The following is a 21,276-nucleotide window of genomic DNA, read 5'->3' as shown; positions in this document are numbered from 1 at the left end:
GGACGTGCTCGAACTACGCGCCGACTGCGCCCGCTGTGCCGGGTTGTGCTGCGTCGGGCCGGCGCTGACCCGCTCGGCCGACTTCGCCATCGACAAGCCGGCGGGGGAGCCGTGCCCCAACCTGCGCGACGACTTCCGCTGCGGCATCCACGCCGAGCTGCGGCCGCGCGGGTTCCCCGGGTGCACGGTGTACGACTGCTTCGGCGCTGGTCAGCAGGTCGTGCAGGTGACCTTCGGCGGCGCGGCGTCGCCGTCGGCGCGGGTCGACCTGCTGGCCGCGTTCGCCGTCCTGCGGCCGCTGCACGAGCTGCTCTGGCACCTCGACGCGGCCCGCGGCATCGCGGCAGCGGCACCGCTGCGCCCGGCGCTGGACGAGCAGGCGCCCCGGGCCGAACGGCTCGCCGGGGCGCCCGCCGCCGACCTCGCCGCCGTCGACATCGCCGGCCTGCGGGCCGAGGCGGACGTGCTGCTGCGCGAGGCGTCGCGACTGGCACGTGCGGGGACGCCGGCGCGCGACCTGCGCGGCGCCGACCTGATGGGACGGAAGCTGCGCGGCGCGGACCTCACCGGCGCGGACCTGCGCGGCGCCTACCTCATCGGCGCCGACCTGCGCGGCGCGACGCTCGACCGCGCCGACGTCATCGGCGCCGACTTCCGCGCGGCCGACGTGCGTGGCGCGGACCTGTCGGGCGCGCTGTTCCTCACCCAGCCGCAGACCTCCGCCGCCGTGGGCGACGCCGCGACCCGGCTGCCGGCCGGCCTGGACCGCCCGCCGCACTGGTCGCCGTGACGCCCATGATCATCGGCGATCGACCACGCCACGATGTGGTCGATCGCCGATGATCATGGGAGTGGCGTCCGGCTCAGCCGGTCCTGCAGGAACTCCTGCTCGGCGGCGTTGTCACTCAATGCCAGCGCCGCCCGGTAGGCGGCGGCCGCCTCGGCGTGCCGGCCCAGGCGGGTCAGCAGGTCGGCCTTGGTGGCGGGCAGGTAGCGGTACCCGGTCAACCGGCCGTCCGCCTCCAACCCCTCGACCTCGAGCAGCGCCGCCGCCGGCCCGTCCACCATCGACACCGCGACGGCGCGGTTCAACGCGACCACCGGGGACGGCCAGCGGCGGAGGAGCTCGTCGTACAGGGTGCGGATCTGCGGCCAGTCGGTGTCGGCGTAGCTGGGCGCCTGCGCGTGCAGCGACGCGATGGCCGCCTGCAGCGTGAACCGTCCCGGCGGCCCGGCCCGAAGCGCGCCCACCACCAGCAGGTCCGCCTCGGCGATCAGCTCCCGATCCCACGCCGTCCGGTCCTGTTCCTCCAGGCGCAGCAGCCGCCCGTGGGCGTCGGTGCGGGTGGCTCGACGCGCCTGGTGCACCAGCAGCAGCGCCAGCAGCCCGGCGGTCTCCGGTTCGGACGGCAGTAGCGGGCGGAGCATGCGGGCGAGGTCGAGGGCCCGGCCGGTCAGCTCGTCGCGGACGAGGTTGGTGCCGGAGTGCGCGGTGTGCCCGGTCGCGTAGAGCAGGTGGATCACCGTCAGGACGGCGTCGACGCGCACCGGCAGGTCGCGCGCGGCCGGGACGGCGTACGGGATGCGGGCCGCCGCGATCTTCTTCTTCGCGCGGGTGATGCGGGCGGCCATCGTCGGTTCGGCGACGAGGAAGGCGTGCGCGATGTCCGGGGTGCTCACGCCGCAGACCAGCCGTAGCGTCAGCGCGACCTGCGCCTCCTGTGACAGCGCCGGGTGGCAGCAGGTGAAGATCAGCCGCAGCCGGTCGTCCGGGATCGGCGCCGCGTCGTCCAGCGCCGCGGCCTCGACGCCCGGGACGGCGTCGACGTCCATCAGCAGCAGCGGCAGCTTCGCCCGCAGCGTCCGCTGCCGCCGCAGATTGTTGAGCGCGGTCCGCCGCGCGACCGTCGTCAGCCAGGCGCCGGGCCTGGCTGGGACGCCGTCGCGGCCCCACCGGGTCAGCGCCTGGACATATGCGTCCTGGACGGCCTCCTCGGCGGCGTCGAGGTCGCGTGTGACGCGCACCGTCGCGGCGAGCACGAAGGCCCACTCGCGGCGGTGCGCGTCGGCGACCGCGGACTCGACGGTCAGGACGTCAGCCCGGAGAAGTCGAGCGCGACCAGCGGCCGGACCTCGACGCCGCCGCTGACGATCGGCGTCATCTTGGCCAGCTCGATGGCGTGGTCGAGGTCGCGCGCCTCGATGACGAAGACGCCGGCCAGCGCCTCCTTGGTCTCGATGAACGGGCCGTCGGTGACGAGGTCGCCGCGGATGGTCGTGGCGGTGGCGCTGGGCTCCAGCGCGATGCCGCCCAGTTCCTTGCCGCCCTTCTCGACGATGCGGCCGGGCAGCGCGCCGTGCGCCTCCAGGATCTCCGGCGGCAGGTCCGGCGCCTGGCCGCCCTCGGCCTCGCGCTCGAAGATGAGAATCGCGTACTGAGTCATGAGGACTCCTCCGTGGTTTCGGTTGTCGGCTTACATACCCCCGACACGCGGCCGGCGGGTGAATCGACAGCCCCGGTGGAGAAATATCTCAGACGTGTTCGGAGACGAGCACGGCGGCGGTGTCGGGCTCGAGCGCACGGAAGACGTGCGGGCGGTCGCCGGGGTAGCTGACGTAGTCGCCGGGGGCCAGCTCGACCGGGTCGTCGGTGAGCCCGACCAGCGCCCGGCCGGTGCTCAGCACGACGTGCTCGACGACGCCGGGCATGTGCGGGTCGGACTCGCGCGGCTCGCCCGGCTGCGCGGTGACGAGGTAGATGTCGCGGCGGGCGTTCGGCGGGCTGGCCGACAGGACGGTGGCGACGTAGTCGGCCCGCTCGGACGCGAGGGCCGGCCCCTCGCCCTTGCGGATGACCTGGACCCGCGGCCGCGGCGGCTCCACGAGCTGGGCGAACGGGACGTCCAGCGCTACGCCGAGCGCCCACAGCGTCTCGACGCTGGGGTTGCCGGCGCCGGACTCCAGCTGCGACAGCGTCGACTTGGCGATGCCCGCGCGCCGGGCCAGTTCGGCCAGCGACAGGCCGGTGCGGCGCCGCTCCCGTTGCAGGGACGCGGCGATGAAGGAGAGCGGGGCGCCGGGCTGACTCATCGGATCGTTCGCTCCATCGGTCGATCGTTCGTGTTGACGAACGCAGTGGCATCGTTCATTGTAGTGGCCATGCGTTCGATCTACCGAACACTACGCGCCGATCGGGCGCTGGCGCGGGACATCGCGCTCGTGTGTGTCGCCGACGCCGTGGTGGGGCTCTCGTTCGGCGCCATCACCGTCGGCGAAGGGCTGCCGGTGTGGCTGCCGATGCTGATGTCCCTGGTGGTGTTCGCTGGGGCGGCGCAGTTCATGTTCGTCGGGCTGGTCGCGTCGGGCGGCAATCCGGTCGCCGCGGTGCTGGCCGGGCTGCTGGTGAACGTCCGGCACGTCGTGTTCGGCTTCACCATCGGCGACGTCGTCGGGCGCGGCTGGCAGCGGCTGGCGGGCAGCCACGTCATGGTCGACGAGTCGGTCGCGTTCGCGCTGGCCCAGCCCGCCGGCGAGCGGCGGCGGGCGGCCTACTGGGGCTGCGGCGTCGCGCTGTTCGCCTGCTGGAACATCGGCGTGCTGGCCGGCGCGTCGATCGGGACGGTGGTCAGCGACCCGGCCGCGCTCGGGCTGGACGCCGCGTTCCCGGCGGTGCTGCTGGCGCTGGTGCTGCCGGCGCTGCGGGACCGGACGACGGCGCTTGCGGCGGGCACCGGGGTGGCGGTCGCGCTGGCGACGGCGCCGTTCCTGCAGGCCGGACTGCCGGTGCTGCTGGCGCTGGCCGGGGTCGTCGTCGCGCTGGTCCGGCCGCGGACGGGGGTGCCCGCATGACGATGTCGACGACGGCGCTGGTCGCGGCCGTGGCCGTGCTGGGTGTGGGCACGTTCGCGTTCCGCTACGCCGGCCCCGCCCTGCGCGACCGGGTGACGCTGCCGCCGCGCGCCGAGCAACTGCTGGCGACGTCGGCGATCGTGCTGCTGGCGGCGCTGGTCGCGACGGCCGCGATGCTGGACGGCCGCGAGTTCGACAGCGCCGCCCGGCCGGCCGGCGTGCTGGTCGGGGCGGGGCTGGCGTGGCGGCGGGCGCCGTTCGTCGTGGTCGTCGTGGCCGCCGCCGGGACGGCCGCCGCGCTACGGCTGCTCGGCGTCCCCTGAGCCGGACGCGGGGGCGTCGGCCCAGGCCTGGCGGCGCACCTCGTAGCAGGCGACGGCGGCCGCGGCGGCGACGTTGAGCGAGCCGACCCGGCCGGTCTGCGGCACGTAGCCGACCGCGTCGCACAGGCTCAGGCAGGTCGCCGACAGCCCGCGGTCCTCGTTGCCGAGCACGACGCACACGTCGCGGCGCAGGTCCAGCGCGGCCATCGGCTCCGCCTCGTCGGCCAGCTCCAGACCGACTACCAGGTAGCCGTCGTCACGGGCCTTGCGGACGGCCGTCGTGACCTCCTCGTACGTCGTCCACGACAGGTACCGGCCGGTGCCGAGCGCCGTCTTCTGCACCTTGGGCGAGCCCGGGGCGGCGGTGCGGCCGACGACGTACAGCTCGCTGACGCTGAGCGCGGCCGCCGTCCGCATGATCGACCCCACGTTGAACGGTGACTGCACGTCCTCGAGCAGCAGCGACAGCCGGAAGGAGTCCTTCCGCCGCCACGACCGGTGCAGTCGCTTCAGTTCCGTTCCGCCGAGCTGTCGCACGCTACTCCGATCGCGAGGGGTGGATCTCGAGCACCCGGTAGCCGACGCGCGAGACCAGCCGCCGGGTGGGGAAACCGGCCTCGGCCAGCCACTTCGCCAGCGAGTCGGCGCCGAGGTTGCGCTGCACGACGAGATACGCGGCGCCGTCCGGCAGCAGCCGCGGCAGCCAGCGCAGCAGGAGGTCGTGCAGGGCCGCCTTGCCGACCCGGATCGGCGGGTTCGAGTAGATCGCCGCGAACCGGACGTCCGCCGGGACGTCGTCGGGCAGCGCCGCCCGCACCCCGCCCAGCCCGGCCGCGGCGGCGTTCTCACGCACCAGCTCCAGCGCCCGCTCGTTGACGTCGACCGCCCAGACGCGGCGGCGCTTGAGCCGGTGCGCCATGGTCAGCGCGATGGGGCCGTAGCCGGCGCCGAGGTCGAGGAGGTCGCCGCGGACCGGCGGCAGCGGCGCGTTCTCCAGCAGCACCCGGGTGCCGGGGTCGAGCTGCCGGAACGAGAACACGCCGGTGTCCGTGAGCAGCCGCAACCGCAGGTCCGGCAGCACGACGTCGATGGTCCGCCTCGAGCTGGCCACGCCGGGGTCGCTCGCGTAGTAGTGCTCGGGCGGTTCGGGCAAGGCTCGGCCTCCATCGATCGGACGGGATGGCTACCAGCGTATCGGTCCCGCCGGGCCGGAAATCGCGTTGAACGCGGTCCCGACGTTTGCCATCATCGGCCCATGACCTCGACCGCCGGTGTCCGCTCGCTGCCCCTCGTCGCCCGCCTCGCGGTGACGAAGCAGCAGCCGCGGCCGGGCCGGAGGCGCAGCACCCTCGCGCCATGACGGCGGCTGTCGTCGCGGGGTTGCTGGCCGGTTACGGCATCGCGATCCCGGTCGGGGCCGTGGGCGCCTACCTGGTGGCCCTGACGGCGCGCACCTCGCTGACGGTGGGCGCGGGCGCGGCGCTGGGCGTCGCGGCGGTCGACGGCGGCTACGCGGTCGCCGCGGTGCTCGGCGGGGCCGCGCTGGCCGGGGCGATCGAGCCGTACGCCGTCCCGCTGCGCTGGGCGTCCGCCGCCGTCCTGCTGGTCATGGCCGCCGCCGGGGCGATCACCGCCGTCCGGCGGCACCGGGCCGCGGCCGACGCCGCGGACCCCGACGACGGCCGCGCCGACCGCGTCACCCCGATCGCGGCGTTCCTGCGGTTCGCCGGCATCACCGTGATCAACCCGATGACCGTCGTCTACTTCGCCGCGCTGGTCATCGGCAGCGGCGCACAGCTGGCCGGCGGCGCCGAGGCGGTCGCGTTCGTCGTCGCCGCCTTCGCCGCGTCGGCCAGCTGGCAACTGCTGCTGGCCGGCGGGGGAGCGCTGCTCGGCCGGTACGTGACGGGCCCGCGCGGCCGGCTGGTGACGGCGTTCGTGTCCAGCGCCGTGATCCTGGCGCTGGCCGTCCGCATGGTCGTCACGGGCGGCGGGTAACCTCGCGTCGGTGAGGGACGCCGGGCACGCGACGCTCGTGACGGACCGGCTGTTGCTGCGGCGGCCGCAGCCCGGCGACGTCGACGTCATCTTCGACATCTACCGCGACCCGCGGGCCAGCGAGCACAACCCGTCCAACCTGCTGCGCGACCGCGGCGGCGCGGAGAACCTCTACCAGAACTGGGACGAGCACTGGAGCAGCCAGGGGTTCGGCTACTGGACGGTGCTGCGGCACGGGTCCGACCGGCCGGTCGGGTTCTGCGGGCTCAAGTACATGTGGTTCCACGACGACCAGGTGACGAACCTGTTCTACGGCCTGGACCCGGCGTGGTGGGGGCGCGGGCTGGCCGCCGAGGCCGCCCGCGCCGCCGTCGGGTGGGCCGCGCAGCACCTGCCCGGCGTGGCCGTCGTCGCCCGGATCCGGCCGGACAACCACGCGTCGCAGCGGGTCGCCGTCCGGGCCGGGCTGAACCGGGCCGAGCACCTCGACGGGCTCGGCTTCGACGGCCTCGAGTGGATCTACGTCACGACGTAGTGCGCGACCGCCCCAGCGGCTCGCGCACCAGGATCTCGTCGACGTAGCAGTACTGCCAGTCCGCGCCCGGCTCGAGCGACTGGATGACGGGGTGGTGCTCGTCCAGGTAGTGCGCCCGCGAGTGCCGGGCGGGGGAGTCGTCGCAGCAGGCCACCAGGCCGCACTTCATGCACAGCCGCAGCTGCACCCAGGTGCCGCCGTCGTCGACGCACTGCCGGCACACGTCGACGTCGGTCTCGGTGACCTCCATCTGGTCCTGGTGCATGCAGGACGTGCTCATGGTCTCGGCGCGGACGTACTGCCAGCGCGAGCGCAGCAGCCGGTCCGGCACGAACCGGGTGAAGCGCTGGGACTGCGCGGCCAGCAGCGGCGCGGCGATGGCCAGCACCAGCACGTACAGCGCGACGAACGGGCCCATGCGCCCGTCCAGCCCGGCCGCGATGGCCAGCGTCGCCAGGATCAGCGAGAACTCGCCGCGGCCCAGCACCGTCAGCCCGATGTTCGTCGCCGCCCGCTGGTTGAACCCGAACAGCCGGGCCGTGACGACGCCGGCCGTCATGTTGGTGACCAGCGTGACGCCGACGGCGATCGCGACCGGCGCCGCGACGGCGCCGAGGTCGTTGACGTCGATGGTCAGCCCGAACGACACGAAGAAGATCGCCGCGAACACGTCGCGCAGCGGCAGCACCAGCTGCTCGACCCGCTCCTTCAAGGTCGTCCGCGACACCACCAGGCCGATCATCAGCGCGCCGATCGCCTCGGACACGCCCACCTCCAGCGCGATGCCGGCCACCAGCACGACCAGCCCGACCATGAGGATCGCCAGCAGCTCGTCCTCACGGCTGTCCAGGAGCAGCGAGATCGCCCGCGCGCCCCACCTGGCCAGCGCGAACAGCAGCACCAGGAAGCCGAAGCTGACCAGCAGGTCGACGACGAAGTCGGCGGTCGAGCCGGAGTCGTTCAGCACCGGCGACAGCAGCGCCAGGTAGAACGCGAGGAACATGTCCTCGATGACGATGATGCCGAGGATGATCGGCGTCTCGGCGTTCGTCAGCCGGCGCAGCTCGATCAGCAGCTTCGTCGCGATGGCCGACGACGAAATGCCCAGCGCGCCGGCGATCACCAGCGCCTCGGACGTCCCCCAGCCCAGCGCGAAGCCGAGCGCCAGGCCGGCGCTGACGTTGAGGCCGATGTAGACGCCGGCGGCGATGAACAGCCGCCGCCCGCTGCCCAGCACCTGCTCGGCCGGGAACTCGACGCCCAGGTGGAACAGCAGCAGCACCAGACCGAGGGACGCCAGCAGCGCGAGGTCCTCGGGGTGCTCGACCAGCACCGGACCCGGCGTGCCCGGGCCGAACAGGATGCCGACCAGCATGTAGCAGGGCACCGTCGGGAACCCGTAGCGCCGGCCGAGCCGCGCCAGCAGCCCGGCGAGCAGGACGATGCCGCCGAGCCCGATGAGGTCCGCGTGCACCGGCCCTAGCCCTCGAAGAACGTGCCCGTGAGCACGGCGCCGAGCTTCAGCGCCTGCTCCCGGGTCAGCTCGAGGACGGCGGTCGGCTCGTCGCCCTTGTCGGTGAAGACGTAGAGGTCGCGGATGTTGCCCTGCCGCACCACGACGGACACCCGCTGCGTCGGGCTGCCGAGGTCGATGTCGTAGCGCTTGCCGATGCCCGGCAGCTCCTGCATGTGCACGCCCTGGCCCATGATGCGTCCCTTCTCAGCGGCGAACAGATCCTGAGTTTAGGGCGGGCGGAGCCGGAGGAAGGAGGGCTGCGGGCGCCCGACCCGTTCGCCCTCGGCGAGTTGCGCCCGCAGCCGGGTCGCGCCGCCGGGCAGGAACGGCTCCAGTTCCGCGGCGATGACCCGGCAGGCGTGCACCAGCGTGGCGAGGACGGCGTCCGTGCCGGCCCGGCCCGGCTCCCAGGGCCGCTCGGCCTCGATCGTCCGGTTGGCGAGGTCGACGACGGCGACCAGCGCGGCCGTCGCGGCCCGCAGGTCGAAGCCGTCGAGCGCCCGGTCGACGGCGGCCGGCAGCGCGTCGGCGGCGTCGGTGAGGGCGCCGCGGCCGGGCGGGCCGACCACGCCGTCGTCGCGCCGGTGAACCAGCGTGAGCGTCCGCTGCACCAGGTTGCCCAGCCCGTTGGCCAGCTCGAGGTCGTGCCGGGCCACCAGCCGCTGCTCGGTGAAGTCGGTGTCGCCGGTGCGCGGCACCTCGCGGACGAACCACCAGCGCAGCGCGTCCGTGCCGTACCGCCGCACCAGGGCGGACGGGTCGGCGGTGGGGCCGCCGCTCTTGGCCAGCTTCGCGCCGTCCGCCGTCAGGTAGTCGTGCACGAGGATCGCGGTCGGCAGCGGCAGCCCCGCCGAGAGCAGCTGGGCCAGCCAGTAGACCGCGTGGAAACGGACGATGCCCTTACCGATGACGTGCACGCGATCGGCCGACCCCGCCCACCAGTCGCGGTACGCGGCGTCGTCGCCCGCACCGCCGTAGCCGAGCGACGTCACGTAGTTGGCCAGCGCGTCCCACCAGACGTAGACGACCTGGCCCGGGTCGCCGGGAACCGGGATGCCCCAGCCGTCCGCGCGCTCGGCCGGGCGGGACACGCTGACGTCGCGCAGGCCGGCCCGGACGAACGCGAGCACCTCGGCGCGCTTGGCGGCCGGCTCGACGCGGACGGCGCCGGACTCCAGGACGCGCAGCAGTTCGTCCTGGTAGCGGGACAGCCGGAAGAACCAGTTCTCCTCGCTGACCTCCTCGGGCGCGACGCCGTGCTCGGGGCAGCGGCCGCCGGCCAGCTCGGCGGCGGCGTAGAACTGCTCGCAGCCCGCGCAGTAGAGGCCGGTGTAGGCGCGCCGGTAGAAGTCGCCGCGGGCGGCGCAGCGCTCCCAGAAGCGGCGCACGCCCGGCGCATGCCGCGGGTCGGTGCTGGTCCGGATCACGTCGTCGACCGACAGCGCCAGCGGCTCGTGCAGCGCGACGAAGCCGGCCGCGTTGGCGTCGACGAAACTCCTGGTCGGCACGCGCGCCGCGCGCGCGGCGGTGACGTTCTTCAGCGCATTGTCGTCGGTGCCGGTGAGGAACCGGACCTGCTGCCCGCGTCGTCGCCGGTGCCGGGCGAGCACGTCGGCCTGGACCAGTTCGAGCGCGTGGCCGAGGTGCGGCGCGCCGTTGACGTACGGGATGGACGTGGTGACGTAGTAGCGGCTGGTGGTCATGGCGATCTCCTCCGCCCTGCGCGGCGGGGGAGTGCTGACGTGCCGAAGCCCCCGCTGAGCAGGGGCTTCGTGGTGTGGTGTCAGCGCACGCCGATGAGCCCCGCGGAGGGGCGCATGGTCGGCAGCGTGCACTGGTTCATGCCGCCAATGGTACGCGTGACCTGCGGCCGAGCCTCACGACTAGCGTTGACAGAAAGGTGATGGTGCGTGTCAAGACAGGTATGTCCGTCTTTGAGCGGCATTCTGTGCGTGTTGAATTGCCTATTGGTGCGACACGCAAGCAAAGATTTGTTGTTTCTCCTTGCGAAACCACAATCGCTGCCTAGACTCACAGTCAAGAACACGGGGTCGTCCGGACAAGAGCTTGGCTCCGCGGTTCGCCACCGAAGGTCTCATCCAAAGGAGCACGATCATGGACGCACTCTCCGGCCTCGTCGACAGCATCGTCGCGCTGGTCAACCAGCTTCTGGGGACCGTGACCGGCCTGCTCGGCTGAGAATCGGCACGTAAGCCCTTCTCCATCTGGTGGGCGCTTGGCGGCTCCCCACCAACCGTCCGCGTATGCTTCTGGAATTCTCCAGAGCATACGCGGACGGTCTTTTTGTGGGTGAATTGTCCCCGGGCAGGATGTCCGAATTAGACCGGCCTACTCCGGCGCGATCTCGCGCGGCATGAGGTCGTGCGGCAGTGACGTCCGCGCCGCGCGGAGGAACGCGAACGGTGTGCGCAGGCCGAGGTTGGTCACCCGCGACGTGTAGATGTCGGCGTACTTCTCGACCTGGCGGGCGAACAGGCTCTTGTCATTGCCGGCCCGCATCATCGGGCCCCAGGTGGGGTTGCCGAGCTCGCCGGCGGCGCGGGCGAGCGGCGCGATGCGCTCGTCCAGCGTGCGCAGAGCGGCCCGGAGCGCCTCGACGGCATCACGGGTGCCGTCGTCGCCGGGGCGCAGCAGCGCCATGCGGGCCTGCGCGAGCCCGTCCTCCAGCGCCGACTTCTCGGTCATCAGCCGCCGCAGCTCGGCCTCGTCGGAGGCGAACGCCATCGCGGCCGCGATCTCGGCCTCCAGCTCACGCATGATCAGCGCGGTCCGCCAGCGCAGCGCGGACTTGGTGACGTGGACGTCGCCGAAGAGGTGGTCGCCGACGTAGAGGATCTCGGCGCCGGTGAGGCCGAGGCTCTGCTCGACCTGCCGGGCGCAGCCGCCGTGGTAGACGTCGCCGGTCTTCAGCGGCCCCCAGTGCGGCTGCAGCAGGCCGCGCTCGGCGTCGACGACCCGGAACACCGGCTCGACCTCGGAGAAGAAGCGGGGCTTCGCGGCGGCCACGACGACGATGTCGAACAGGTCGCGCCACGACCCGGACGGCACGTGCCGGTCGAAGGCGTAGCTCATCATCGCCTTCGTGTAGGCCCACTCGCTGTTCGTGATGAGCAGCAGCCGCTTCCCGGCCAGCCGCTGGTCGATCAGCGTCTGCGCGGTGGACGGGTCGACGTCGCAGAACCGGTCCGGGTCGGCGACGATCTCCGCCTTCAGCGCGCCGGTCATGTGCGACTCGTCGAGCGCCGCCGACACGATGCGGTACAGCTCGTCGTAACCGAGCGGGCCGGGGATGGTGCCGTCGTCGAGGCGGTCGACGAACTGGGCGTAGAGCGCCGACTCGGAGATCGTGAACAGCGTGTTCATGAACCGGAAGCGCGGGTTGTTGAGGTCGACGGTGACGCCGTTGTAGGTGGTGCGCAGCTCGTCGAAGGACAGCAGCCGGGTGCCGTGCTGGGCCTGGATGACGTAGCCGAACCGGGTCGCCTTGACGAGATTGCCGAGGTCGAGGTCGATGACCAGCCCCTGCAGGTACCGGTCCGGCTCGAACACGAGGCCGGCGACGGGATAGTCGCCGGCCGCGAGCACCCGGGTGGCGTGCTCGAACGCCGTCCGCTCCCACGCGTCGGTGCGGTAGTGGATGAGCGTGTAGTCCATGTCGTAGCCGATGGCCTGCACCGAGCGCAGGTTCAGCGTGCGGTTGGCGTAGACACCGCGTTCCAGCCCGTCCGGAGGCGTCATCCCCCGAGCCTAGGGGGCAGCGGGCCGTCCCGTGACCGGAAGGCCGGCCGCGGCCCACGCGTGGAAGCCGCCGGCCAGGTCCGTCGCGTTGACCAGGCCGAGGTCGCGCAGCGACGCGGCGGCGAGGCTGGACGCGTACCCCTCGTTGCAGAACACGATGACGGTGCGCTGCGGGTCGTCGGCCTGCGCGAGCCGGTGCGGGCTGGTGGGGTCGAGCCGCCACTCCAGCACGTTCCGCTCGACCAGCAGCGCGCCCGGGATGGCGCCGAACCGCTCCCGGTCCGCGGCCGGCCGGGTGTCGACCAGCAGCGCCCGCTCGTAGGTGACGGCGTGGGCGGCCTGCTCCGGGGTGAGCCGGACGATGCGAGCGCGGGCCGCGTCCAGCAGCGCCTCCACCCGCGGGCTCACCGGGCCGGCTCCGGCTCGTCGGTGAGGACGGTCCGCACCCGCCGCAGCGCGCCGGCGCCGTCGACCTCGTAGTAGCCCATCGCCGTGAGCGGCGGCGAGTACGCGTGCACGGTGACCGCCGGCGACGGCTCGGTGTTGACGACGTCGTGCACGTGGCCGACCGGGAACCCGATGCCGCGGCCGCCGCGCAGCCGCCGCTCCCGCAGCCGGGACGCCGACCCGGTCCAGAACCGCTCGGTGACGACGCCGGACACGACCGTCAGTGCGCCGAGCGACCCGGCGTGGTCGTGCAGCTCGGTGGACTGCTCCTGTGTCCAGCTGATCAGCCAGACGTCGGTGTACGGGTCGCTGGACAGTCGGACCGACCACCGGTCGTCGGCGTCGAAGCGGACGGGGTGCCGGCCGGCCCGCACCTCGGCGGCGACGGTACGGGTCAGGTCGACGAGGTCGCGCAGCGCGACGGGGGTGGGTGCGATGGTCATCTGAGCTCCGGTGGACGTGCGGAAGAGGGTGAGGGGCCGGAGGTCAGCAACAGCAGCGCATGCGGACGATAATTCCCAGTGACTCGCTAGGAATCAAGGACCATCCACATGCTGGACGGGCGGGAGAAGGGCGGTCGTTCCGGCGTGTTGACGCAGACGCCAACTGTTGGCGCTGGTGTCAACACGCCAGAACGGGACCCGGACCTGCCGATGTGGCGACGCGAGACCTACTTGATCGCGCCCATCGACAGGCCGCGGACGAGTTGCTTCTGCGCCACCCAGCCGGCCAGCACCACCGGCAGCGAGGCCAGCGTCGCCGCGGCGGCCAGTTGGGCCCAGTACAGGCCCTCGCTGGTCATGAAGCCGACGAGGAACAGCGGCACCGTCGCGGCCTGCGACGCGGTGAGGTTGACGGAGAAGAAGAACTCGTTCCAGGAGAAGATCACGCAGATCAGCGCCGTCGCCGCCAGGCCGGGCGTCGGCGAGTCCGGTGCGCGGCTGTTCGACGCCGCCGGGCGCGACGTCACCGGCGGCTTCGACGAGCGGATCGTCGGCGTGCCGCTGCAGGCGCTGCGCGACACCCCGGCCGTCATCGCCACCGCGCTCGTCACCGACGCCGCGCTGGCCCGGCGGCTGCTCGAGCTCGCCGCCCTGTCATCGTCGTGACGCCTGGTGTTCGCCCCGGAGGTCTAGGGTGTGGCGCCATGCATACCTCGCTCCGCGCCGTCGCGGTGACGGCGGCCCTGACCACAGCCGCGGCGGTGCTGGCCGCGGCTCCGGCGAACGCCGACCGGCCCGGCGCCGCCGAGCTCCGCGTCGCCACCTACAACCTGAGCCTGAACCGCGCCGCCGAGGGCGAGCTGGTGGATGACCTGTCCACCGGCGCCGACCCCCAGGCGCGGGCCGTCGCCGAGGTCATCCAGCGGACCCGGCCCGACATCATCCTGCTGAACGAGTTCGACTACGTCGAGGACGGCGTCGCGGCCGACCTGTTCCGCGCCAACTACCTGGAGGTCGGCCAGGGCGGCGCCGACCCGATCGAGTACCCGTACGCGTACGTCGCGCCGTCCAACACCGGCATCCCGAGCGGCTTCGACCTCAACAACGACGGCACGGTCGGCGGCGGCGACGACGCGTTCGGGTTCGGGCTGTTCCCCGGCCAGTACGGCATGGCGGTGCTCTCGACGTACCCGATCGTCGAGGACGACGTCCGCACGTTCCAGAACTTCCGCTGGAAGGACCTGCCGGGCGCGCTGCTGCCGACGGCGTTCTACTCGCCCGAGGAGCAGGACATCCTCCGGCTGTCCAGCAAGTCGCACTGGGACGTCCCCGTGCAGGTGGGCCACCGGACGGTGCATGTGCTGGTCTCGCACCCGACGCCGCCGACGTTCGACGGCCCCGAGGACCGCAACGGCCGGCGCAACCACGACGAGATCCGTTTCTGGGCCGAGTACGTCGGCCCGGGCCGGGCGAGCTGGATCTACGACGACGAGGGCGGGCGAGGTGGGCTGAAGCCGGGCTCGGCGTTCGTCATCCTCGGCGACCAGAACAGCGACCCCGTCGACGGTGACTCCGTGCCCGGCGCGATCCAGCAGCTGCTGGAGCACCCCCGCGTCGTCGACCCGCTGCCCACGTCCGCCGGCGCCTCCGAGGCGGCCGTCCTGCAGGGCGGCGCGAACGCGTCGCACGGGGGCGACCCGCGCTACGACACCGCCGACTTCGCCGACAGCGCGCCGGGCAACCTGCGCGCCGACTACGTCCTGCCGTCGCGGCAGCTGCGCCCGGTGGGCGCCGGCGTGTTCTGGCCGGTCCGCGCCGACCCGCTGTCCCGGCTGACCGGGGAGTTTCCGTTCCCGACCAGCGACCACCGCCTCGTCTGGGCCGACGTCCGGGTGCCGGGCGGCGGCCGCTGAGCCGGCGTTTTACCACAAGGAGTACGGCCGGATCCACATTGTCAGGGAGTTGTCAGGGTGCTGTAGCTGTTGCGGATCTCACTGGCACGACATTGTTGTTCCTGCGGGGGGAGGAGTGCCGGATCCCGTAGCAGATGTGGGTGGACATAGCCAGGCGCCGGCGCCGCACAGCTTGGCCGGCAGCGCGTCTAGCGGGGGGCAAGACCGCTGCCGGCCGGGCACCTTCCCCGGCGACCGCAGGACTCACCAGGGCGTGTCGAGCGTGCTGAGCGCCTCCGGCGGGTAGCCGTCGGCCACGGCGTGCAGGGGCGTGGCCTGACCCGCGCCCCAGGCGTGGGCGAACGCGCGCTCGCCGAGCGCGTCGCGGACCGCCGCCGTGGTGACCTCGGTGTCGGAACGCTCGCACAACGGCACCGGCGCCCCGATGGTGTCGCGGACCGCCGACGCGGCGCCGAGCAGGAACGCGGCGTACCCGGTGTTCCGGTGCTCCTGCGCCACCGACGCGAGCGCCTCCAGGACGCTCGCCGCGCGCCACTTGTCGCCGAGCTCCTGGTGTTCGGCCAGGCTCTCGTCGAGCAGATGGATGGCCCGTTCGAGCCGCCCCTGACGGCGGGCCACCACCCCCAGCTGGTTGAGCGACCAGCCCACGCCTTCGCGGTAGCCCAGCCGTTGCGCCCGGCCGAGGCTCTGGTGCAGCAGCCGCTCGGCGCCGTCGAGGTCGCCGTCGTAGAGCGCGACGACGCCGAGGTTGAGCTGCGACCACGTGATGCCCTCGCCGTCGCCGGCCTGCTGGAAGTAACCGAGTGCCGCCGCCGAGTAGTCGCGGGCGCCGTCGAGGTCCATGCGCAGCCACGACACGAACCCGAGGTAGTGCCGGGCCCACGCGATGCCGGCCTTGTCGCCCAGCTGCTGGTAGAGGTGCAGGCTCTCCAGGTGCAGTTCGAGCGCGACGTCGTAGTCGGCGCGCTCGCGGGCGATGCTGCCCAGGTGCCGCAGCGTGAGCGCCGCGCCGGCGGAGTCGTCGAGACGGCGGTAGCGGTCCAGCGCCTCCTGCAGCCGTTCGGCGGCGACGTCGTACTCGCACTGCAGGAACGCCAGGTACCCGGCGCCGCGGGCGGCCCCGGCCAGCGCGGCCGGCGCGACGCCGTCGGCGGGGGCGGCGACGCGGGCGATGCGCAGCGCCGACTCCAGCCAGTCGCGGCCCTCGGAGTAGTGGCCGCGCAGGTAGTAGTACCGCCACAGCGCGGCCGCCAGCCGCATCGACTCGCCGCCCAGCTCCCGGCTGATCGCCCGGCCGAGCGCCACCCGCAGGTTGTCCAGCTCGACGTCGAGGTGGTCCAGCGTGGCGGCCTGCTGGTCGGTGCCGAGGGTCCGTTCGGCCCGCTCGGCCAGCTCGACGAAGTGACGCAGGTGCCGCTGCTCGATGACGGTACGCCGGCCGCCGTCGTCGAGCCGCCGGTCGGCGTACTGGCGGATGACGGAGAACATCGAGTAGCGCGCTTCGGCCGCGTCGCGGTCGACGAGGAGCAGCGACTTGTCGATCAGCCGCCCGGTGAGGTCGAGCACCCGTTCGTGACAGGCGTCGGTCCGCTCGGCGCAGAACACCGCGACCGCGGCCGGCATCGTCCAGCCGCCGGAGAACGTCGACACCGCCTCGAAGAACTCCCGTTCCTCGGCGCTGAGCAGCTGGTAGCTCCAGTCCAGCGCGGCGTCGATGGTCTGCTGGCGCAGCGGGGCCGTACGGCTGCCACCGGACAGGATGCGCGAGGAGGAGTCGAGCTCGTCCGCGATCTGCTCGATGGTCAGGACGTTCACCCGTGCGGCCGCCAGCTCGATCGCCAGCGGGATGCCCTGGAGGCTCCGGCACACCCGGCTGACCTGGCGCAGCCGGTCGTCGCGCGGGTGGACGCCGTGCGCGGCGGCGCGGGCGAGGAACATCCGGACGGCGTCGGCCTCGCGGATCTCCTCGATCTCGGCCCGCGACGGCGGCACCGCCAGCGGCTGCACCTGCCGCACCACCTCGCCGGGCGCGCGCAGCAACTCGCGGCTGGTCGCGAGGAACGCCAGCCGCGGGCAGCGCTGCAGCAGGACGGTGCACAGCCAGGCGCAGGTCTCGACGACGTGCTCGCAGTTGTCCAGGACGACCAGCAGCTGCCGCGAGCCGATGTGCTCGGCCAGCGCGTCGACCTCGGCGGCGTCGGAGGCCGGCCGCAGCCCGACGGCGGCCGCGACGGCGTCGATGACCTCCGGCCCGTCCGGACGCGCCGCCAGCGGCACCCAGCACACGCCGCCCTCGAACCGGTGGCGCACCTCGTTGGCGACGGCGACCGCGAGCCGGGTCTTGCCGACGCCGCCGAGCCCGGTCAGCGTGACCAGCCGGACGCCGCCGTGGCCCAGCAGCGACGTCAGCTCGGCCAGCTCGGTGGCCCGGCCGATGAGGACGTCGGGCGGCAGCGGCGGGCCCTGGACCTGCGGCGCGTGGACCACCGGCGACCGGCGCAGCGACTCGGTGAACTCGGCGAAGTCGGCCTCGGACAGGTTCAGCGCGGTGGCCAGCAGCCGCACCGTCAGCGGCCGGGGCGCGCGTCGGCGGCCGCGCTCCAGCGCGGCGACGGCGTCGGAACTGAGACCGGCCTTCTCCGCAAGCTCCTCCTGCGACAGCCCGGCCGCCAGCCGATGCCGCCGGAGCAGACTCGCGAAGTCGTCGATCTCGTTGCTGGCCGACACGCCTTGTTTACCTCCGAGATGACCCGGTAGCGGTGAAAGCGTACCGGGTGATCTTGGGGTGTCGGACCCTGCCGGGCAAGTGATTGTGCTCAGAGCCTCCAGACCTCCGCGACGGCGACGAACGCACTGGACGATGGGCGCTCCGGGGGGCCGGACCGGACCACCTCGCCGGGAAGGCTCCGGCCGCGCACCTCGATGGCCCCCGCGGCGCTCGGACCGGTCACCAGGCTGAGGCTGTGCACCCGGCCGCCGAGGTCGAAATCGTCGGTCGCGAACGCCCGCCGGTCCAGGACCTCGGAGATGCGGACGGTGACGTCGCCGGCCCGCGCGTGGGTGCCGCGGGCGAGGTCGTTGGCGACGTGCACGGCGCGCCGCTCGATCCGCGGCTCCGGCCACGGCAGCCCGTCGGCCTCGGGGAAGAACCGGGTGAACGTGCGCTCCAGCCAGGAGCCGAGCGCCGGATGGTCGGTGAGCACCCGCACCCGGCCGTCGTGCCAGAGCACGATCGCCGCGCCGGCGCCGTGCGTGGACCAGTCCACCGTCCACACCGAGGCGTAGGCGGTGACGGTGTCGCCGTCGAACAGCTGGATGCCGGGGTTGGCGCCGACGAGGACGACCTTGCGGCGGGCTGGGTCGGTGCCGGGGTCGTCGGCGGCATCGGCGATCGAGGGGAGGGCGAGGCCGGCGGCCAGCCCGGCGGCGGTGGCGGCGCCGGCCTGGAGAGCGCGGCGGCGGGACAACTGGGGTCGCGTCATGGGCCCAGCCGACCCGGGCGGCCTGTGGCGCCGCCATGAATTCGAGTAGGTTCGAATCGTGGCGGTCCGGATCCCGATGACGGCCGAGGCGCTGGGCCGGTCCCGGTTCGGCATCTCGCCGTGCGCCGAGGTGGTCGGCAGCCTGCGCGCGCTGCACCGTCCGTCGCCCGGCTCGCCACACCTCCTGCGCTGGCGGGCCCGCGCCCTCGACGCCGTCCCGGCCGCGCCGCTGAGCCTGCTCGCCGCGCTGACCGGCAGCACCGTCTACGTCCTCGACCTGCTCACGCCGCCGCCGGACGCCGCGGTGGCGAGCATCGACGACGAGGCGGCGGCCATCGCGGCGACGCCGCCGGAGCTGACCGAGTACCAGCTGGACATCGCCTTCCGCGGCCGCGCCGTCCCGGCGGAGGTGGCCGCCAGCGTCGGCGGGCCGGCCCGGCTGGAGGAGCTGCGCCAGCCGATGCCGGCCGTCGTCGCCGAGGCGCTGGCCGGGGGAGCGGCGGCGTTCACGGCCCGGCTGGCCGGCGCCATGCGCACGTACTTCGAGCGGGTGCTGGCGCCGGACTGGCCGCGGGTGCTGGACGTGCTCACCGCCGACGTCGCGTACCGCGGCGACCGGATGGCCCAGCACGGCGCGCTGACCCTGCTCGACGACTTCCACCCGTCGGTGCGCTGGGACGACGGCGCGATCGTCGTGCGCAAGCCGTTCGAGCTGGTGGTCGACTGGCCGCACGACGGCCTGCTGCTGGTCCCGAGCACCGGGCTCAGCGACGGCGTGCTGCTCAACGCCGAGCGCCCGACGGCGCCGTCGATCCTGTACCCGGCCCGCGGCCTGCACGCGCTGTGGCCGGCGCCGGCCACGTCGCCGGGCGACCTCGGCGAGCTGATCGGGCACACCCGGGCGACGCTGCTGGCCGCGCTGGACGTCCCGCGGACCACCGCCGAGCTGGGCCGCCGCGAGGCACTGTCGGCCCCGACGGTGTCATACCACCTGGGCATCCTGCACCGCACCGGCCTGGTCGCGCGCCGTCGCACCGGGCGGCGCGTCGTCTACGCGCGCACCGAGCTCGCGGCGGCGTTGCTGGGGTAGTTTGGCGCGCGTGCTGCGGCGGACGGTGACGGTGCTGGCGGCGGCCGCGCTGCTCGCCGTCGGCGCGCCGGCCGCCGCGGCGCAGGTGGGCCCGGCGGACTGCGTCGTCGCGGTGCCCGACGGCGGCGAGTGCGGCGTGCTGACCGTCCCGGAGTACCGGGCCGAACCGGGTGGCCGGACCATCGAGCTGCCGTACGTGCGGGTCCGCTCCGAGCATCCCACCGAGCCGCCGCTGGTGTTCATGAACGGCGGGCCCGGATCCGGGTCGGTGCAGCTGGCCGGGTACTTCTCCCACGGGCTGGGGCTGCGCGAGACCCGCGACGTCGTCGTGCTGGAGCAGCGCGGCGGCGCCCGCGCCACGCCGTCGCTGCACTGCCCGGGCGCGGCCGCCGCCATGGCCGACGCGTTCACCAGCACCGACGACCCCTATGTCGAGTTCGAGCCGGCCGCGATCGCGATGCGCGACTGCCTGGACGACTTCGAGGCCGATGGCGGCGACCCGCGCGGCTACACCGTCGCCGAGACCGCCCAGGACCTGCACGACCTGCGGCTGGCGCTCGGCTACGACAGCTGGGTCGCCTACGGATTGTCGTGGTCGACGCAGGTGATGGCCGAGCTGGCCCGCGTCGACCCGGGCGGCGTCGACGCGGTTGTGCTCGACTCGTTCAGCGCGCCCGACCGCGACTTCGCCGCCACCGCGTACGAGGGCCTGGAGTTGTCCCTGGACCGGCTCGGCGAGCGCTCCGGCGGCGACTTCCCGGACCCGTACGCCGACCTGCTCGCCGCGGCCGACCGGCTGGACGCCGACCCGGTCGAGGTGGAGGGGCACAACCCGGTCACCGGGCAGCCGCGGACGTTCCGGCTGACCGGCGACGACCTCGTCACGTTCGTACACGCCGCCCTGTACGACGTCGAGCTGCTGCCGGTGGTCCCGTACCTGCTGGACCGCCTCGCCGACGGCCACACCGGCGCGCTGAGCACGCTGGTCGACGTCGGCATCGAGGAGCTGACCGGCCACACGCTCGGGCAGTACTGGACGATGCAGTGCCAGGACGAGGTCGCGTACCGCCGCGCGGGCGCGGGACGGGCGTCGCCGCTGATCGAGTGGCTGGTCGCCGACGAGGTGGTCTGCGCCGAGCTGGGGCTGGCGTCGCCGCCGCTGCCGCCCGCGCCGGTGGCGTTCACCCAGCCGGCGCTGGTGCTGACCGGCGGCGAGGACCCGGTGACGCCCGCGCCCGCCGCCGACGAGGGGTCGGCCGGGCTGGCGGACCGGCAGTTCCTCGAGTTCCCCGGCGTCGGGCACGCCGTACTGCTGAACAGCGCGTGCGGCCGCGAGACCATCGTCGTCTGGCTGGCCGACCCCGGCAGCGACGTCACGGAGCTGTGCGACCGCTCGACGCCCGCGTACGCCGTCGTCGGCGCCGGTGACCTGCACCCGACGACGCGCGTCGCGCAGGCCGGGCTGGCCGCCGGCGACGGCGACTGGTTCGCCCTGGCGCTCCCGGCGGCGTTCGCGCTGCTCTGCCTGACCTGGCTGGCCGCCTGGCTGGCCCCGGTCGTCGCCGGCCGCGGCCGCGGGCGTGGTGCGCTGCTGGTCGGCGTCGCGCCGCTGGCCGGGACGGTGTTCCTGCTGGCCACGGGCGGGCTGCTCTGGTCGGCCGCGAGCACGCTGCCCACCCAGTTGATGGTGGGGGTGCCGCCCGCGCTCCCGTGGCTGGGCCTGCTGCTGCTCGCCGGCCCGGCGGGCGTCGCGTTCGGCCTGCGCCGGGCCTCGGCCCGCGGCCGGGTGCTGCTGGCGGCCGCCGGGCTGCTCTGGCTCGCGTTCGCCGCCTGGTTCGTCGTGATCGTGCTGCTGCCGAGCTGATCCGGCCGGGCCCGGCAGATAGGGTGCTACCTCCGGGCGCACACCGATCACGAGGGA

At 73.7% G+C, this 21,276-nt stretch carries 23 protein-coding genes and 1 pseudogene; 10 read left to right on the top strand and 14 right to left on the bottom strand.

What is annotated here, in order from left to right; translation table 11 throughout:
- Positions 1–4 precede the first annotated feature (4 nt).
- Positions 5–790 carry a pentapeptide repeat-containing protein gene (locus ACW62_RS01260; protein ID WP_053202262.1) on the top strand — a complete coding sequence of 262 codons (786 nt, stop codon included), beginning with the start codon at positions 5–7 and terminating at the stop codon, positions 788–790.
- A 53-nt stretch (positions 791–843) separates the two neighbouring features.
- Here the strand turns inward: ACW62_RS01260 and ACW62_RS01255 are convergent, their stop codons facing one another.
- From ACW62_RS01255 to ACW62_RS01245, 3 genes are all read right to left on the bottom strand, one after another.
- Positions 844–2,040 carry an RNA polymerase sigma factor gene (locus tag ACW62_RS01255; protein ID WP_053202261.1) on the bottom strand — a complete coding sequence of 399 codons (1,197 nt, stop codon included), beginning with the start codon at positions 2,038–2,040 and terminating at the stop codon, positions 844–846.
- A 47-nt stretch (positions 2,041–2,087) separates the two neighbouring features.
- Positions 2,088–2,444 (bottom strand): YciI family protein, encoded by a 357-nt coding sequence (locus ACW62_RS01250; RefSeq protein WP_053202260.1) that lies wholly within the window; start codon positions 2,442–2,444, stop codon positions 2,088–2,090.
- Positions 2,445–2,532: 88 nt separating this feature from the next.
- Complete coding sequence (locus ACW62_RS01245; RefSeq protein WP_053202259.1) at positions 2,533–3,090, bottom strand: helix-turn-helix domain-containing protein; 558 nt, start codon at positions 3,088–3,090, stop codon at positions 2,533–2,535.
- 69 nt (positions 3,091–3,159) lie between these two features.
- Between ACW62_RS01245 and ACW62_RS01240 the strand changes: the two genes are divergently transcribed.
- Together ACW62_RS01240 and ACW62_RS01235 are read left to right on the top strand one after the other, a co-directional pair.
- Positions 3,160–3,849, top strand: a complete 690-nt coding sequence (locus tag ACW62_RS01240; RefSeq protein WP_053202568.1) for an AzlC family ABC transporter permease — start codon at positions 3,160–3,162, stop codon at positions 3,847–3,849.
- 2 nt (positions 3,850–3,851) lie between these two features.
- On the top strand, positions 3,852–4,172 hold the full coding sequence (locus ACW62_RS01235; protein WP_053202258.1) for an AzlD domain-containing protein: 321 nt from the start codon (positions 3,852–3,854) through the stop codon (positions 4,170–4,172).
- Here ACW62_RS01235 and ACW62_RS01230 read toward each other — a convergent pair.
- Both ACW62_RS01230 and ACW62_RS01225 read right to left on the bottom strand, forming a co-directional pair.
- On the bottom strand, positions 4,149–4,709 hold the full coding sequence (locus tag ACW62_RS01230) for a TrmH family RNA methyltransferase (protein ID WP_053202257.1): 561 nt from the start codon (positions 4,707–4,709) through the stop codon (positions 4,149–4,151). The two genes, ACW62_RS01235 and ACW62_RS01230, sit on opposite strands and share 24 nt — an antisense overlap.
- Before the next feature lies 1 nt (position 4,710).
- On the bottom strand, positions 4,711–5,325 hold the full coding sequence (locus tag ACW62_RS01225) for a class I SAM-dependent methyltransferase (protein WP_053202256.1): 615 nt from the start codon (positions 5,323–5,325) through the stop codon (positions 4,711–4,713).
- A gap of 203 nt (positions 5,326–5,528) precedes the next feature.
- Here ACW62_RS01225 and ACW62_RS01220 point away from each other — a divergent pair, with 203 nt between their 5' ends.
- Together ACW62_RS01220 and ACW62_RS01215 are read left to right on the top strand one after the other, a co-directional pair.
- Positions 5,529–6,170, top strand: coding sequence for a LysE family transporter (locus ACW62_RS01220; RefSeq protein ID WP_053202255.1), 642 nt, complete (start codon positions 5,529–5,531; stop codon positions 6,168–6,170).
- A gap of 10 nt (positions 6,171–6,180) precedes the next feature.
- Positions 6,181–6,705: a GNAT family N-acetyltransferase gene (locus tag ACW62_RS01215; protein ID WP_053202254.1), complete on the top strand. Its 525-nt coding sequence runs from the start codon at positions 6,181–6,183 to the stop codon at positions 6,703–6,705.
- Here the strand turns inward: ACW62_RS01215 and ACW62_RS01210 are convergent.
- The 3 genes from ACW62_RS01210 to ACW62_RS01200 are packed head-to-tail and all read right to left on the bottom strand — an operon-like array spanning position 6,695 to position 9,924.
- Positions 6,695–8,179, bottom strand: coding sequence for a cation:proton antiporter domain-containing protein (locus ACW62_RS01210; RefSeq protein ID WP_053202253.1), 1,485 nt, complete (start codon positions 8,177–8,179; stop codon positions 6,695–6,697). The two genes, ACW62_RS01215 and ACW62_RS01210, sit on opposite strands and share 11 nt — an antisense overlap.
- Positions 8,180–8,184: 5 nt before the next feature.
- Entirely contained in the window at positions 8,185–8,412 is a 228-nt protein-coding gene (locus ACW62_RS01205; RefSeq protein WP_053202252.1) for a cation:proton antiporter regulatory subunit, read from the bottom strand.
- A gap of 36 nt (positions 8,413–8,448) precedes the next feature.
- Positions 8,449–9,924 carry a methionine--tRNA ligase gene (locus ACW62_RS01200; protein ID WP_053202251.1) on the bottom strand — a complete coding sequence of 492 codons (1,476 nt, stop codon included), beginning with the start codon at positions 9,922–9,924 and terminating at the stop codon, positions 8,449–8,451.
- 364 nt (positions 9,925–10,288) lie between these two features.
- On the opposite strand from ACW62_RS01200, the gene ACW62_RS36095 reads away from it, so the two are divergent.
- Positions 10,289–10,420 (top strand): hypothetical protein, encoded by a 132-nt coding sequence (locus ACW62_RS36095; RefSeq protein ID WP_276202921.1) that lies wholly within the window; start codon positions 10,289–10,291, stop codon positions 10,418–10,420.
- Positions 10,421–10,570: 150 nt separating this feature from the next.
- On the opposite strand, the gene ACW62_RS01195 is transcribed toward ACW62_RS36095, so the two are convergent.
- From ACW62_RS01195 to ACW62_RS34985, 4 genes and pseudogenes are all read right to left on the bottom strand, one after another.
- Positions 10,571–11,980 (bottom strand): HAD-IG family 5'-nucleotidase, encoded by a 1,410-nt coding sequence (locus ACW62_RS01195; protein ID WP_053202250.1) that lies wholly within the window; start codon positions 11,978–11,980, stop codon positions 10,571–10,573.
- Between the two features lie 9 nt (positions 11,981–11,989).
- Positions 11,990–12,388, bottom strand: coding sequence for a rhodanese-like domain-containing protein (locus ACW62_RS01190; RefSeq protein ID WP_083458996.1), 399 nt, complete (start codon positions 12,386–12,388; stop codon positions 11,990–11,992).
- A complete protein-coding gene (locus ACW62_RS01185; RefSeq protein WP_053202248.1) occupies positions 12,385–12,870 on the bottom strand; it encodes a cysteine dioxygenase in 486 nt (161 codons plus the stop codon). Before ACW62_RS01185 ends, ACW62_RS01190 begins: the two co-directional genes overlap by 4 nt.
- A gap of 227 nt (positions 12,871–13,097) precedes the next feature.
- A pseudogene (locus tag ACW62_RS34985) lies at positions 13,098–13,349 on the bottom strand (carbohydrate ABC transporter permease); the annotation flags it as partial.
- On the opposite strand from ACW62_RS34985, the gene ACW62_RS34980 reads away from it, so the two are divergent.
- Both ACW62_RS34980 and ACW62_RS01170 read left to right on the top strand, forming a co-directional pair.
- Positions 13,279–13,536, top strand: a complete 258-nt coding sequence (locus ACW62_RS34980) for a sugar-binding transcriptional regulator (protein ID WP_053202246.1) — start codon at positions 13,279–13,281, stop codon at positions 13,534–13,536. The pseudogene ACW62_RS34985 and the gene ACW62_RS34980 sit on opposite strands and share 71 nt — an antisense overlap.
- Positions 13,537–13,574: 38 nt before the next feature.
- Positions 13,575–14,783: an endonuclease/exonuclease/phosphatase family protein gene (locus tag ACW62_RS01170; protein ID WP_053202245.1), complete on the top strand. Its 1,209-nt coding sequence runs from the start codon at positions 13,575–13,577 to the stop codon at positions 14,781–14,783.
- Between the two features lie 243 nt (positions 14,784–15,026).
- Here the strand turns inward: ACW62_RS01170 and ACW62_RS01165 are convergent, their stop codons facing one another.
- On the bottom strand, positions 15,027–17,510 hold the full coding sequence (locus tag ACW62_RS01165) for an ATP-binding protein (protein WP_053202244.1): 2,484 nt from the start codon (positions 17,508–17,510) through the stop codon (positions 15,027–15,029).
- A gap of 89 nt (positions 17,511–17,599) precedes the next feature.
- Complete coding sequence (locus ACW62_RS01160; protein ID WP_205629063.1) at positions 17,600–18,265, bottom strand: twin-arginine translocation signal domain-containing protein; 666 nt, start codon at positions 18,263–18,265, stop codon at positions 17,600–17,602.
- Positions 18,266–18,323: 58 nt separating this feature from the next.
- On the opposite strand from ACW62_RS01160, the gene ACW62_RS01155 reads away from it, so the two are divergent.
- The gene (locus tag ACW62_RS01155) at positions 18,324–19,355 is read left to right on the top strand and encodes an ArsR/SmtB family transcription factor (RefSeq protein WP_053202243.1); all 1,032 of its coding nucleotides are present in this window, start codon (positions 18,324–18,326) and stop codon (positions 19,353–19,355) included.
- Between the two features lie 10 nt (positions 19,356–19,365).
- Positions 19,366–21,219, top strand: a complete 1,854-nt coding sequence (locus ACW62_RS01150; protein WP_157574273.1) for an alpha/beta hydrolase — start codon at positions 19,366–19,368, stop codon at positions 21,217–21,219.
- Positions 21,220–21,276: the final 57 nt, after the last annotated feature.

Origin of the sequence: Jiangella muralis, from assembly GCF_001270745.1 — a bacterium.
GTDB classification, from domain to species: Bacteria; Actinomycetota; Actinomycetes; order Jiangellales; family Jiangellaceae; genus Jiangella; species Jiangella muralis.
The sequence above is the reverse complement of the archived record's forward strand: the minus strand, read 5'-3'. Positions and strand labels throughout refer to the sequence as shown.